The organism is Pandoraea pnomenusa (genome assembly GCF_040391475.1).
GTDB lineage: Bacteria > Pseudomonadota > Gammaproteobacteria > Burkholderiales > Burkholderiaceae > Pandoraea > Pandoraea pnomenusa_C.
Genome location: NZ_JBEBXS010000024.1, coordinates 32,561 through 45,686, shown reverse-complemented (window position 1 = coordinate 45,686; position 13,126 = coordinate 32,561). Strand labels below are relative to the sequence as shown.

The window sequence follows — 13,126 nt, the reverse complement described above, 5'->3', positions numbered from 1 at the left end:
CTTCCTGCTATTGAATACCGATTAACGACTTAGTTACCGCCGCCGACGGCAGACTTCTGCGCCAGCTTGTGTTCCAGATAATGGATGCTCGTACCACCTTCGACAAACTTGGCGTCGATCATCAGTTCCCGATGCAGCGGGATGTTCGTCTGGATACCTTCGATCACGATTTCCGACAGTGCCACACGCATGCGGCGGATGGCCTGCTCGCGCGTTGCACCGTAGGCGATCAGCTTGCCGATCATCGAATCGTAGTTGGGCGGCACGAAGTAGCCGTTGTAAGCGTGCGAGTCGACGCGAATCCCGGGGCCGCCCGGCATATGCCATGCGGTGATACGGCCCGGCGACGGCGTGAACTTGAACGGATCTTCGGCGTTGATACGGCACTCGATCGCGTGACCCTGGAACTGGATGTCGCGCTGACGGTAGGCGAGCTTCTCGCCAGCCGCGATGCGGATCTGTTCCTGCACGATGTCGATACCCGTGATCATTTCCGTGACCGGGTGCTCGACCTGCACGCGCGTGTTCATTTCGATGAAGTAGAACTCACCGTTTTCGAACAGGAATTCGAACGTACCGGCGCCCACGTAGCCCATCTTCTTGCAGGCGTCGGCGCAACGATCGCCGATGCGCTCGATCAGACGACGCGGGATCAGCGGTGCAGTCGCCTCTTCGATCACCTTCTGGTGACGGCGCTGCATCGAGCAGTCGCGCTCGCCCAGCCAGATCGCATTCTTGTGCTTGTCGGCGAGAATCTGGATTTCGATATGGCGCGGGTTCTCGAGGAACTTCTCCATATAGACTTCCGGATTGCCGAAGGCGCGGCCGGCTTCTTCACGGGTCATGTTGACCGCGTTCACGAGCGCCGCTTCCGTATGGACCACGCGCATGCCGCGGCCACCGCCGCCGCCTGCGGCCTTGATGATCACCGGGTAGCCGATCTGGCGTGCAATACGCACGATTTCCTTCGGATCGTCGGGCAACGCGCCTTCCGAACCCGGCACGCACGGCACACCGGTCTTGATCATCGTCTGCTTGGCCGAGACCTTGTCGCCCATCAGGCGAATGGTGTCGGGGCGCGGGCCGATGAAAGTGAAACCCGATTGCTCGACGCGTTCGGCGAAGTCGGCATTCTCGGAGAGGAAACCGTAACCCGGGTGGATGGCCTGGGCGTCGGTCACTTCCGCGGCACTGATGAGCGCCGGCATGTTCAGGTAGCTGAGCGGCGAAGGTGCCGGGCCGATACAGACGGCTTCGTCGGCGAGCTTGACGTACTTCGCTTCCTTGTCGGCTTCCGAATAGACCACGACGGTCTTGATGCCCATCTCGCGGCACGCGCGCTGGACGCGCAAAGCGATTTCGCCGCGGTTGGCGATGAGGATTTTTTCAAACATTATGTGCAGTCCTGCCCGTAAGGGGAGAGGAGCGGGGCCGGACGCTTTACATCGCCACGCGGCTTGCAGCCGCACCGGCGAGGCGTCCGACAACCGGCATTAGCCGATCACGAACAGCGGTTGACCGTATTCCACGGCCTGACCGTTCTCGACGAGGATTTCCTTGATCACGCCGGCCTTGTCCGACTCGATCTCGTTGAGCAGCTTCATCGCTTCGATGATGCACAGCGTCTGGCCTTCCTTGACCGAGTCACCGACTTGCGCGAACGGATCGGCGCCCGGCGACGGGGCGCGGTAGAACGTGCCGACCATCGGCGAGGTCACGATGTGACCTTGCGGCACGACCGGTGCGGCCGGTGCCGGTGCGGCGGGCGCGCCGGCGACGGGAGCTTGCGCGGCGACCTGCGGCATGGCGGCCGGCATGGCCATCTGCATCGGGGCGGCGATCACCTGGGGCGGCGCCTTGACGATGCGGACCTTGCCTTCGCCTTCGGTGACTTCGAGCTCGGAAATACCCGATTCGGCCACGAGGTCGATCAACGTCTTGAGTTTGCGCAAATCCATGAAGGAAGCTCCTTGATTCGGTATCGGCGCGGGAGCAGCGTCCCGCGATAGGAAATTGGGGATGAGAGGACTACCCGCCGGCAAGACGCCGCAGGGCAAAATCGAGTGCGTAGGTATAGCCGCGCCAGCCCAGGCCGCAGATCACGCCTTGCGCAATATCGGAAAAGTACGAGTGATGCCGGAAGGCCTCGCGCGCATGGACGTTCGAGAGGTGAACCTCGACGAACGGGATGCCTACACCGGCCAACGCGTCGCGAATCGCCACGCTGGTATGCGTATAGGCAGCGGGGTTGATGACGATGAAGTCGATCGACTCACCGCGTGCCGCCTGGATCCGGTCAACCAATGCACCTTCGTGATTGCTTTGAAAGGTCGCCACCTCGGCACCTGCCGTCCGGGCTTGCGCCGCAAGGGCAGCGTCGATGTCCGCCAGCGTCGTGCGACCGTACACCTCCGGCTCGCGAGTACCGAGCAGGTTCAGGTTGGGGCCGTGGAGCACGAGAATGCGGTGAGGCATCGGCGAATCAAATTTCACGAAATTGGGCGCAATTAAACGCCAGTTGGTGGATTTTGTCCAGTGGGGCGAAAAGGGATGCCCACTGGGTGCCATCACCCGGGCGCCCGCAACTCACGGCTGGCGGGGCTTCCCCGCCGCCTTCGGTTTTCGTCAATGGGGTCAGATGAGAGGCTTGAGCGCCGCGCGGACCTCATCCGACGTAATCCGCCCGAGCTTCTCATAATGAACACGCCCTTGCGGGTCGACGACCACCGTAAACGGGAGGGCGCCGGCTTTGTTACCCAGCGCGCGGGCGAGATCGGTGCCCGCGTAGCCGGCCACGAGCAGCGGGTAATCGACCTTCACCTTTTGTTCGAACGCGATCATGTTCTGCGCGGTATCGATGCCGATCCCGACAAACTGCACGTTTTTCGCGCCGAATTCCTTCGAAAGCGCTTGCAGATCGGGCATTTCTTCCACGCACGGGCCGCACCAGGGCGCCCAGAAGTTCACTACGAGCGTCTTGCCCCGCCATTGCGAGATCGCCTGATCGTTGCCGGCGAGGTCCGGCAGGCGCGTGGCCAGGAGTTGTGCGACGGCCGCGTCCGACGCGCCGGTCGGTGCGGTGTTCCTGTGGCCCAGCCAGAATCCGGCGCCGAGCCCGCCGAGCGCCAGAATTACCAGAATGAGGATGCGTTTTGCCATAAGGGAAGGGCGATAGGTGCCGGAATAGACGATAGACGAGTCGTGGTCGGCAATTGCGAAGAAATCGTGGCGATTGCGCCTATATAAGACGTCAGTTCAGTGGCTGGGCTCGTGCCGGGCTTTTTCGGCCTCGGCCATGAGGGCGCGCAGGCCGTCGGCGTCGGTGCGGATCGTCCGGCCGTTGCCGTCGGTCGCCTTGAGCGCGCCACGCATGTCGTCGAGCGAGTACAGCGACAGATGAACGCCCGCCGGGTCGCCGCGCTGGCCGCGTTGTCGCCAAAGGAAGCTGAGGGTTTCGACCATGCCCCGTCCATTGAAATGGCGGCTTTCCGAGACCTCGTAGTCGATGCCCCGGTTGAGCAGGTCGATGGCGACTTCCTTGGGGTTGTCGCAAAAAGCTTGCAAATAGATGTCGGATAGCGACGTGGCCGTGCCGTTGTACACCGCGCCGGTGATATACGGCCGGTAGCGTGCCAGTTCGGTCATGACCGTCAACGCGACGTCACGCAGATGGGCAAGCTCCGCCGGCTGTGTGTCGGAGAGGAATGTCTGGACGTACTCACGGACTTCCGCTTCGATCTGGTCGTTATCCGGTAGCAACTCACCGGCAATTCGCGTCTCGCCAGTCACCTGTTTCGCTGCCTTTCGCTTGGCGGAGGCGTAGTCGGCGCCCTCCTCGGCAATGAGGCGGGCGGCCGCCAGCGCGATTTCCTCGCGCAAGCGTTGGGCATCGGTCCAGGATTTGCGTGTCATGCGGACGATGATACCCGAAAGGCATTGCGGAGCACGCCGCAGGTACAATGGAGCCCTTGTCGTTTGCGCATCCCCCATTTCCTGCACGGGTTCGGCCCGTCTCACCACGCTCCCCATCCATGCATATTCATATTCTTGGCATCTGCGGCACGTTCATGGGCGGTCTGGCAGTTCTCGCGCGTCAGGCGGGGCACACCGTCACGGGTTGCGACGCCAATGTCTATCCGCCGATGAGCACCCAGCTCGAGGCGCAGGGCATTCGCCTGATCGAGGGCTTTGGCGCCGATCAGGTCTCGCTGGAGCCCGATCTGTTCGTCATCGGTAACGTGGTCTCGCGGGGCAACCCGCTGATGGAAGAGATCCTGAACCGGAACCTGCCGTACACCTCCGGTCCGCAGTGGCTGGGCGAGCACGTGCTCGCCAACAAGTGGGTGCTGGCCGTGGCCGGTACGCACGGCAAGACGACCACGACGTCGATGCTGGCGTGGATTCTCGAAGACGCCGGCTACAACCCGGGCTTTCTCGTCGGCGGTGTGCCGATGAACTTCGGCATTTCGGCGCGCCTGACGGACAGCGACTTCTTCGTCATCGAGGCCGACGAGTACGACACGGCGTTCTTCGACAAGCGTTCGAAGTTCGTTCACTACCGCCCGCGCACGGCCATTCTGAATAACCTCGAATTCGATCACGCCGACATCTTCCCGGATCTGGCAGCGATCGAGACACAATTCCACCATCTCGTGCGCACGGTGCCGGGGCAAGGGCGTCTGATCGTCAACGGTCGCGAGCCGGCCCTGGAGCGCGTGCTAGCCCGCGGCTGCTGGAGCGAGGTCGAGCGATTTGGCGTGACCGATGGCTGGCACGAGACGTCGTCGGTCGAGACCTCGGCATCCGGCGCGGGACAGGAAGCGTTCTGGGTCCATCACGGCCCCAGCGCCGCAGGCGAGGTGAAGTGGGCGCTGCAAGGCGAACATAACCGGATGAACGCACTGGCCGCACTGGCCGCGGCTCGGCACGTCGGCGTGCCGGCCGAACAGGGCGCTGCCTCGCTCGGCAAGTTCCAGAACGTGAAGCGCCGCATGGAAGTGCGCGGCGAAGCAGCCGGCGTGACCGTCTATGACGACTTCGCCCACCATCCGACGGCGATCCAGACCACCCTCGCCGGGTTGCGCCGCCGTGCCGGGAGCGCCCGCATTCTGGCGGTGCTCGAACCGCGCTCGAATACGATGAAGCTGGGCGTGATGAAGGCGCAGTTGCCGGCCAGCCTGGCCGATGCCGATCTGGTGTTCGGCTACGGCGCGCCGTCCGGCAAGGACGCACTCGGCTGGAATCTCGCCGAAGCGCTTGCTCCGCTGGGGCCCCGTGCCCAGGCGTTCAGCGAGATCGACGGCCTGGTGCGCGCGGTGAGCGCCGCTGCCCGGCCCGGCGATCAGATCGTGGTGATGAGCAACGGCGGCTTCGGTGGCATCCATCAGAAATTGCTCGATGCGCTGGCGGCGCGGGCGTGACCGGCGCCTGCTCGCCGTCCGTCTCTTCTCAACAGGTTCTACCGGGAGCTCACATGATTCTTTATTTGCACGGCTTCCGTTCGTCGCCGCGTTCCTTCAAGGCGCAACTGATGGCCGCCCGCATGCATCGGCTCGGGCTCGGGCACGACTGGGCGTGCCCGCAACTGCCACCCTCGCCGCTGGCCGCCGTCGTTGACGCGCAGCGCCTGCTCACGGGGGTGAGTGCCGATGAGCTGACCATCGTGGGTAGCTCGCTGGGGGGCTACTACGCCACCTATCTGGCCGAAAAGCTCGGATGCCGTGCCGTGTTGCTCAATCCGGCCACGCGCCCGTACGACGATCTCGGCAAATGGCTCGGCGAGCAGCCGACTTGGCACGGCGGCGGCACGATCCTTGTCGAGCCGCGTCATCTGGACGAGCTGCGCATGATCGATGTGGCGCAGATCACGCGTCCGGAGCGCTACTACCTTGTGGCCGCTACCGGCGACCAGACGCTGGACTATCGCGACATGGTGGCCAAGTATCCGGGGGCCAAGCTCACGTTGATTGAGGGCAGCGATCACGGAATTTCCGATTTCGGCAACTATATGAACGACGTGCTGCGTTTTGCCGGCATCGACGTTCCTCCTTCTCCCGGCGCTGCGGGCCCGTTCGCGGGCGAATGACGCGTCTGAGCGTTTCGCGCTAAACCGCCGTACGTTGGCGGGCTACAATATCGCCTATTGCGATCGATGGCTGTTTCATGAACATTTTTTTTGAGGAATCCGGCGGCTTCAAGGCTGGCACGGTGTTGTCGCAGCAGGGCGAGTCTTATCAGGTGGAGCTGCCTGGCGGACGCCGCAGCAAGATCAAGGGCCGCGACGTGCTGCTGCGTTTCGAGTCGCCCACCCCCGCCGAACTGATCGCGCAAGCGCAGGCCGCGGCACAGGACATCGATATGAGTTTCCTGTGGGAATGCGCGCCTGCCGAAGAGTTTCCGTTTCCGACACTGGCCGCCGAGTACTTCGGCGAAGGCGCGAGCGTTGCGCAGCAGGCCGGCCTGGCGCTGGCCCTGCAGGCGTCGCCGATCTACTTCCGCCGCAAGGGGCGCGGTCAATATCAGCGCGCGGCGCAGGAACAGCTGCAGGCCGCACTGGCCGGCCTGGCGCGCAAGCAGCAACAGGCGGAATTGCAGGCCGGCTATGCAGATCAATTGATCGCCGGCACGTTGCCCGACGCCCTCAAGGGCAAGGAACTGCTGCTGCTGTTCCGACCGGACAAGAACGCCATCGAATGGAAGGCACTCGACGCGGCGGCCATCGCATTGGGCAAGACCCATGCCGAAGTGATGCTGGCCTGCGGCGGCATCGCGTCGCCGCGCGCCTATCACGAGGCGGCTTTCCTCTACGAATACTTCCCGCGTGGCACCGGCTTCCCCGATGTCGGGCCGACGCCGATGCCGGCCGACGATCTGCCGCTCGCCGATGTGCAGGCGTTTTCGATCGACGATTCGACGACCACGGAAATCGACGACGCGCTCTCGGTGCAGGTGCTGCCCGACGGGTTGCTGCGCGTGGGTATCCACATTGCGGCGCCGGCCCTGGGACTGACGCGTGGCGACGCCATCGACGAAATCGCGCGTGTGCGCCTCTCGACGGTGTACGCGCCGGGCGAGAAGATCACGATGCTGCCCGATGCCGTCGTCGAAGCCTACACGCTGGCCGAAGGCGGCGCCCGTCCGGCACTGTCTCTGTATGTCGTGGTCAAGGCCGACACGTACGAGATTACCGCGACCGAAACGCGCGCGGAGTTGGTGCCGATTTCCGCGAATCTGCGTCACAACGAACTCGACGCGATCATCACGGCCGAAACATTGGCCGACGGCACCGGCGACTATCCCCACAAGGAAGAATTGCGTCTGCTGTGGCCGTTTGCGCAGTCGCTGTACGACAAGCGCCAGGCCGCGCGCGTGGGCTACGGCCTGCGTCCGGAAGTACAGAACAAGACCGACTTCAACTTTTACGTCGATGGCGAGCATGTCACGATCAAGCAGCGCCTGCGTGGCGCCCCGCTCGATCTGATCGTGGCCGAGATGGCCATTCTGGCGAACAGCCGCTGGGGCCGTCTGCTGGCCGAATGCGGGGTGCCCGGCATTTACCGCGCGCAGCGTGCTTACGGCGTGAATCGCACGCGCATGCAGACGTCCCCGGCGCCGCATGAAGGTTTGGGCGTCGAACAATATGCGTGGAGCACGTCGCCCCTGCGCCGCTACGTCGATCTGGTCAACCAATGGCAGTTGATCGCTTGCGTGCGTCACGGTGTGACGGCCAAGCTGGCCGCCCCGTTCAAGCCGAAGGACGCCGATCTTTACGCGACCGTGTCGAGCTTCGAAGCGGCCTATGCGGCCTATGGCGAGCACCAGAGCCGCATGGAGCGCTATTGGTGCCTGCGCTGGTTGCTTCAGGAGAACAAGTCGCAGGTGCAGGCGAGTGTGCTCAAGGGCGACACCGTTCGCCTGAACGACATTCCGCTCACGCTGATCGTGCCGGGCCTTGGCCTGCATGCCCGCGGCACGCAGATCATGCTCGACGTGCTCTCGCTCGATGTCGTCACGCTCAGTATTTCCGTGCGCATCTCGCAAGTGCTCGACGCCGGGCAGGCGCTGCTCGCCGACGATGACGACGAAGGTGACGGCGGCGAGGGCGACGGCGGTGAGGGTAGCGACAACGGCAGCGATGGCAGCGCCGACGGCAGCAATGGCAGCGACGGCGACGACAGCGACGACCGCGACGAAGGGGCCGACGGGACTGACAGCGCCGAGGGTGGCGATGGGGCCGATGACCTCGACAGTCATGCCGGCGGCCACACGGCTGACGATGCGACCGCCTCCGCGTCTGCCGATGGCTCGTCGCTTGCCGCCGCGCTGATGGCGGCGGGTGCACGCGACGCGTCTTCCGGCGCAGCGTGCTGAAACCGGCGCTGCCCACCGGGAACCTGCGCGCGGCGCGACGCCGCGGCTGGTCGCTCATGCGCGAGCACCCGCTTGCCACGGGGCTCGTGTTTTCGGCGGTAGTCCATCTGCTGGCGCTGGCCGTGCATTTCGTCGCACCGGACAGCTTCCGGTTGCACAGTGCCGATACGCCGCTCGAAGTCGTGCTCGTGAACGCGAAGTCGGCCAACGCACCCGACAAGGCCACTGCACTTGCACAGGCCAACCTTGTGGGAGGCGGGGAGCATGACGGCGAACGCGCGACGTCGCCGCTTCCCTCGCGGGCGATCGAGCGCGACGGCGCACCCGTCGCACAGATGCAGCGCAACGTGAGCGAGCTGGAAGCCGTACAGGAAAAGCTGTTGTCGCAGTTGCGCAGTCAATACGCGGCCGCACCGGCCTCACAACGCAATCGCGCTGATGCGCCGCAGCACGGGCAGGGCGCCGACGATCAGAACGTCGATCAGCAAATCGCGCGGCTGCAAGCGGAAATCGACAAGCAGTTGCGAACCTATCAGACGCGCCCCAAGCGCGGACAGGTCACCGCCAACACACGCGAAGTTGCCTATGCGCGTTACTTCGACACGTTACGCCACCGCGTGGAGCGCTACGGCACCGACCACTTCCCCCAGATTGGCAGTGAGCGTCTCTATGGTGAGCTGATTGTCACGCTCAACGTGAATCAGCGTGGCGGCCTCGGCTATCACAAAGACGGCTGGAACGTCGTGGGCGTCGAAGTCACGCGCAGTTCGGGTAATCGCGATCTGGACCGCCGCGCCGTGGCAATCGTGCAGGCCAGCGCGCCGTTCGGCGACTTCTCCTCCGACATGAAGCAGCGCTACGACATTCTCGAAATCGTCACGCGAATGACATTTTCGCGTCAGGGCGTTCAGGCCGAAACACTGGCCGCCCCGGCGGGCGGTGCGGCACAGTAGGCTGCGCCCCAACGCAGCAAGCGTGCCCAGTGAACCTTTCCAATTGTTTCTATAATTGCGGGGTTTTTTCGAACTCTGGAAAGTCCAAGATGAAATGGATTGTTCTGGCGATCATTCTCGGATGCGCGCTCTACGTGCATCTCCGCGGTAGGGTACGCCACAGATTCTTCCGGCAATTGTCCGACCACTCGACGTTTCTGGCGCCCCTGAACGTTTTCATGTACGCGTTCTCGCGCGTGCCCACCACGCCCTATCTGAAAGCCGATCATCTTCCCGAGCTGGCGCCGTTGCGCGAGAACTGGGAAGCGATTCGTGCCGAAGCCGTGTCGCTGCTCGAAGCGCGCCACATCAAGGCCTCGGACAGGTACAACGACGTTGGCTTCAACTCATTCTTCAAGAGCGGCTGGAAGCGTTTCTACCTGAAGTGGTACGACGAAACCCATCCGTCAGCGAGCGAACTCTGCCCGGTCACGACCGATCTCGTGAGCAAGATTCCGACGATCAAGGCGGCCATGTTCGCTGAATTGCCACACGGCAGTCGTCTCGTGCGTCACCGCGATCCGTATGCCGGCTCGCTGCGCTATCACCTGGGCCTCGTGACCCCGAACGACGACCGTTGCTACATCGACGTGGATGGCGAGCGCTACAGCTGGCGCGATGGCGAAGGCGTACTCTTCGACGAAACGTACATCCACTACGCCGAGAACCAGAGCGGCCGGAACCGCGTCATTCTGTTCTGCGACATCGAGCGCCCCATGCAATACCGCTGGACGCAGGCGGTGAACCGCTGGTTCGGACGGCATCTGGTCGGTGCTGCCGCCTCGCCGAACGAGGCGGGCGACCGCACGGGCGGGCTGAACAAGGTATTCAAGTATATTTACTCGATCCGCATCGTCGGCAAGCGCCTCAAGGCGTGGAATCGGTACGTGTACTATGCGGTGAAATGGGCGATGTTCGGCGGCATTCTGCTGTGGATCTTCCAGTGATCGGGGTCGCCTGGATCCGGCCCAAGTCCTTATTTGACGGTCGCAACAGCGGCGCCTGAGCGAAAGCCAGGCGCCGCGTCTTTGAAAACGATGACAAACCAAACGCCTACCGGGGAAACGCCGGCCGATCGCTACGCCGTGATCGGTCATCCTGTCGAGCACAGCCAGTCGCCGTTCATTCACGCCGAGTTCGCGCGTGAAACGGGGCAGCATCTGACGTACGAACGTTTGCTCGCGCCGCTCGATGCGTTCGCCGCCACGGTGCACGCGTTCATTGGCGACGGCGCCCGCGGCGCCAATGTCACCGTCCCGTTCAAGCTCGAAGCCCACGCGCTCGCCGATCGTCTGACGGCGCGCGCGCAAGCGGCCGGCGCAGTCAACACCCTGGTGTTCGATGCCGAAGGCATCACAGGCGACAACACCGACGGTGTGGGATTGGTGCGCGACATCGAAGGGCCTCTGGGTGTTGCGCTCGAGGGGCGTCGCGTGCTGCTGCTCGGTGCCGGCGGCGCGTCGCGAGGTGCGATGCTGCCGCTGATCGAAGCAGCGCCGGCGGCGCTTTTCGTCGCCAATCGCACGGCCGCGCGCGCCGACGAACTCGTCGCGCGCTTCGCCGACGCCGCCCGACGCCACGGTGTGAAGCTCGCTGGTGGCGGCTGGGAGGCCGTACCCGCGGGTTTCGACGTGGTCATCAATGCCACGGCCGGCAGTCTGCAAGGGGATGTGCCGCCGTTGCCTGACGGCGTCTATGCGGCCGGCGCTCTCGCTTACGACATGATGTATGGCGCACAGCCGACGGTTTTCATGGCCCACGCGTTGTCAGCCGGCGCGTCGCGGGTGGCGGACGGGTTGGGCATGCTGGTCGAGCAGGCAGCCGAGGCGTTTGCCGTGTGGCGCGGCGTACGGCCCGCAACCGACGCGGTTCGTGCAGCGTTGCGCGCGCGCCTGACGGCAAAAGGCTGATACGGTTCAATGGCCTCGCAGCGTCGTCCATCGCGTACCGCTTCCCGCAAGCGCCCCTGGGGCCCGTGGCGGTGGGCGGGTTACGTTGTCACGCTATTCATCGCGGGCGTGCTGGCGACGCAACTCTACTATTTCCTCCAGATCGGCTGGTGGGTCCACTTCAACCCGCAGTCCACGGCGTTCATGCGGGCTGCTCAGGCGCGCTTGCGTGAGACGGATCCGAACGCGACGCTCAAACACCAATGGGTGCCCTACGATCAGATTTCGCGAAACCTGAAGCGCGCGATCATTGCGAGCGAAGACGCGAACTTCGTCAATCACGACGGCTACGAGATCGACGCGATGCTCGGCGCGTGGGAGAAGAATCAGAAGCGGGGACGCATCGTCGCCGGCGGTTCGACCCTCACGCAGCAACTGGCCAAGAATCTCTTTCTGTCGAGCGAGAAGAGTTATCTGCGCAAGGCAGAGGAATTCACCATCACGTGGATGCTCGAGTTCTGGATGGACAAGCAGCGGATCTTCGAGATCTATCTGAATTCGGTCGAGTGGGGCGAGGGCGTGTTCGGTGCCGAGGCAGCGGCGCAGTACTACTACGGCATTCCGGCGTCGAAGCTCTCACCCTGGCAGGCCGCGCGACTCGCGGTCATGCTGCCACGTCCGCGATACTTCGACACGCATCGCAACTCGCCGTATCTCGCACAACGTGCCGGCGTGATCGCTCGCCGCATGGGCGCGGCCGAATTGCCGCAGTGATCGCGGCAGCCGGTTTCGCTACGTTCTGACTTGCCTCGATCTGCGGCCAGTCCCGCGATCCTTGTCCGACGGACCACGGAATCGGCCGTCACGCTCAGTGTCGAGGTTGCGCTGCGTCCGGCATCGACGGTACCGGCACCTGCATCACCGTGCGCGTGGGGTACGGCAGCGAGCAACCGGCACGCTCGACGGTCTCCTTGACGCTACGTTGCAAATCCCAGTACAGGCTCCAGTAGTCGCCCTGCGACGCCCACGCCCGAACATTCACGATCACGGCGCTGTCGCTGACTTGCTTGACCATGATTTCGGGGGCGGGCGCGTTCAGCACGCGCTTGTCATCTGCCACATGGGTACGCAGCGCCTGGATCGCGGCGTCGAGATCGTCGTAAAGTCCGATGCCCACGGTGATTTCCATGCGACGCGTGGCGTTGCGGCTGAAGTTCGTGATCGGCTGCCCCCAGATCTGATTGTTCGGCACACAGACGTAGATGCCGTCGGCATTGGTGAGCGTGGTCGTGAACAAGCCGATCTCCTCGACCGTGCCGGCCACGGCAGTGCCGGCCGTGATGTAGTCGCCGTTGCGGAACGGACGCAGCACCAGCAGCATCGTGCCGGCCGCAATGTTTTGCAGCGTACCCTGCAACGCGAGACCGATGGCCAGACCCGCTGCACCGAGTACCGCGACGATGCTGGCCGTTTGTACACCGAACTGGGCGAGTACCGCGATGATCGTGATGATGCGCACCGACCACAGGACAACCGACTCGATGAGCGGCCGGAGGGTGGCATCGAAGTGCGGGGAGCGGCTAAGCGTTGTATGAACGACGCGCGACAATCGTTTGGCGATCCAGAAGCCGATCAGCAGGATTACCACGGCCTGCACGAACGACAGACCGTAATGCACGGCATTTGCCGCCAGAAAGCCCATCACGGCGTCAACGGACGCGAGTGGGGTCGTGACTTCAGTCATTTTGCTGTTCTCCCTATCGACAGACACCGAGCGGCGTCGATATCAAGGTTGACGCAAAGGGCGTGAATTGGTTCGATAAGCTTGCCATCATGGGTGCCCGGCAAGACCTGATGCAACGATTTTAAGCGCAT

Annotated in this window: 13 protein-coding genes; 7 read left to right on the top strand and 6 right to left on the bottom strand. The window is 63.8% G+C overall.

Features of this window, described 5'->3' with window-relative positions; translation table 11 throughout:
• Nucleotides 1-29: 29 nt before the first annotated feature.
• From accC to ABWO90_RS20615, 5 genes are all read right to left on the bottom strand, one after another.
• Nucleotides 30-1,394, bottom strand: a complete 1,365-nt coding sequence (gene accC / locus ABWO90_RS20635; protein WP_353193098.1) for an acetyl-CoA carboxylase biotin carboxylase subunit — start codon at nucleotides 1,392-1,394, stop codon at nucleotides 30-32.
• A gap of 99 nt (nucleotides 1,395-1,493) precedes the next feature.
• Nucleotides 1,494-1,958 carry an acetyl-CoA carboxylase biotin carboxyl carrier protein gene (accB, locus tag ABWO90_RS20630; protein ID WP_353193097.1) on the bottom strand — a complete coding sequence of 155 codons (465 nt, stop codon included), beginning with the start codon at nucleotides 1,956-1,958 and terminating at the stop codon, nucleotides 1,494-1,496.
• 70 nt (nucleotides 1,959-2,028) lie between these two features.
• A complete protein-coding gene (gene aroQ / locus ABWO90_RS20625) occupies nucleotides 2,029-2,475 on the bottom strand; it encodes a type II 3-dehydroquinate dehydratase (RefSeq protein ID WP_353193096.1) in 447 nt (148 codons plus the stop codon).
• Between the two features lie 159 nt (nucleotides 2,476-2,634).
• Nucleotides 2,635-3,159, bottom strand: coding sequence for a TlpA family protein disulfide reductase (locus ABWO90_RS20620; RefSeq protein ID WP_353193095.1), 525 nt, complete (start codon nucleotides 3,157-3,159; stop codon nucleotides 2,635-2,637).
• Between the two features lie 96 nt (nucleotides 3,160-3,255).
• Entirely contained in the window at nucleotides 3,256-3,912 is a 657-nt protein-coding gene (locus ABWO90_RS20615) for a UDP-N-acetylmuramate--alanine ligase (RefSeq protein WP_353193122.1), read from the bottom strand.
• 119 nt (nucleotides 3,913-4,031) lie between these two features.
• Between ABWO90_RS20615 and mpl the strand changes: the two genes are divergently transcribed.
• The 7 genes from mpl to mtgA all read left to right on the top strand — a co-directional run bounded on the left by mpl (nucleotide 4,032) and on the right by mtgA (nucleotide 12,025).
• Nucleotides 4,032-5,420 (top strand): UDP-N-acetylmuramate:L-alanyl-gamma-D-glutamyl-meso-diaminopimelate ligase, encoded by a 1,389-nt coding sequence (gene mpl / locus ABWO90_RS20610; RefSeq protein WP_353193094.1) that lies wholly within the window; start codon nucleotides 4,032-4,034, stop codon nucleotides 5,418-5,420.
• 53 nt (nucleotides 5,421-5,473) lie between these two features.
• Entirely contained in the window at nucleotides 5,474-6,085 is a 612-nt protein-coding gene (locus ABWO90_RS20605; RefSeq protein ID WP_353193093.1) for a YqiA/YcfP family alpha/beta fold hydrolase, read from the top strand.
• Between the two features lie 77 nt (nucleotides 6,086-6,162).
• A complete protein-coding gene (locus tag ABWO90_RS20600) occupies nucleotides 6,163-8,370 on the top strand; it encodes a ribonuclease catalytic domain-containing protein (RefSeq protein ID WP_353193092.1) in 2,208 nt (735 codons plus the stop codon).
• Nucleotides 8,364-9,323, top strand: a complete 960-nt coding sequence (locus ABWO90_RS20595; RefSeq protein WP_353193091.1) for an energy transducer TonB — start codon at nucleotides 8,364-8,366, stop codon at nucleotides 9,321-9,323. The genes ABWO90_RS20600 and ABWO90_RS20595 overlap by 7 nt, the downstream gene beginning before the upstream one ends.
• Nucleotides 9,324-9,412: 89 nt before the next feature.
• Nucleotides 9,413-10,309, top strand: a complete 897-nt coding sequence (gene lpxO / locus ABWO90_RS20590) for a lipid A hydroxylase LpxO (RefSeq protein WP_353193090.1) — start codon at nucleotides 9,413-9,415, stop codon at nucleotides 10,307-10,309.
• Between the two features lie 90 nt (nucleotides 10,310-10,399).
• On the top strand, nucleotides 10,400-11,272 hold the full coding sequence (aroE, locus tag ABWO90_RS20585; protein ID WP_353193089.1) for a shikimate dehydrogenase: 873 nt from the start codon (nucleotides 10,400-10,402) through the stop codon (nucleotides 11,270-11,272).
• A gap of 9 nt (nucleotides 11,273-11,281) precedes the next feature.
• Nucleotides 11,282-12,025 carry a monofunctional biosynthetic peptidoglycan transglycosylase gene (mtgA, locus tag ABWO90_RS20580; protein WP_353193088.1) on the top strand — a complete coding sequence of 248 codons (744 nt, stop codon included), beginning with the start codon at nucleotides 11,282-11,284 and terminating at the stop codon, nucleotides 12,023-12,025.
• A 94-nt stretch (nucleotides 12,026-12,119) separates the two neighbouring features.
• Here mtgA and ABWO90_RS20575 read toward each other — a convergent pair whose 3' ends face one another.
• Entirely contained in the window at nucleotides 12,120-12,995 is an 876-nt protein-coding gene (locus ABWO90_RS20575; RefSeq protein ID WP_353193087.1) for a mechanosensitive ion channel family protein, read from the bottom strand.
• Nucleotides 12,996-13,126: the final 131 nt, after the last annotated feature.

Coding starts and splice junctions, on each gene's coding strand:
- accC (WP_353193098.1), bottom strand. CDS start 1,394: ATGTTTGAAAAAATCCTCATCGCCAACCGCGGCGAAATCGCTTTGCGC.
- lpxO (WP_353193090.1), top strand. CDS start 9,413: ATGAAATGGATTGTTCTGGCGATCATTCTCGGATGCGCGCTCTACGTG.
- aroQ (WP_353193096.1), bottom strand. CDS start 2,475: ATGCCTCACCGCATTCTCGTGCTCCACGGCCCCAACCTGAACCTGCTC.
- accB (WP_353193097.1), bottom strand. CDS start 1,958: ATGGATTTGCGCAAACTCAAGACGTTGATCGACCTCGTGGCCGAATCG.
- ABWO90_RS20605 (WP_353193093.1), top strand. CDS start 5,474: ATGATTCTTTATTTGCACGGCTTCCGTTCGTCGCCGCGTTCCTTCAAG.
- ABWO90_RS20600 (WP_353193092.1), top strand. CDS start 6,163: ATGAACATTTTTTTTGAGGAATCCGGCGGCTTCAAGGCTGGCACGGTG.
- mpl (WP_353193094.1), top strand. CDS start 4,032: ATGCATATTCATATTCTTGGCATCTGCGGCACGTTCATGGGCGGTCTG.
- mtgA (WP_353193088.1), top strand. CDS start 11,282: ATGGCCTCGCAGCGTCGTCCATCGCGTACCGCTTCCCGCAAGCGCCCC.
- aroE (WP_353193089.1), top strand. CDS start 10,400: ATGACAAACCAAACGCCTACCGGGGAAACGCCGGCCGATCGCTACGCC.
- ABWO90_RS20575 (WP_353193087.1), bottom strand. CDS start 12,995: ATGACTGAAGTCACGACCCCACTCGCGTCCGTTGACGCCGTGATGGGC.
- ABWO90_RS20615 (WP_353193122.1), bottom strand. CDS start 3,912: ATGACACGCAAATCCTGGACCGATGCCCAACGCTTGCGCGAGGAAATC.
- ABWO90_RS20620 (WP_353193095.1), bottom strand. CDS start 3,159: ATGGCAAAACGCATCCTCATTCTGGTAATTCTGGCGCTCGGCGGGCTC.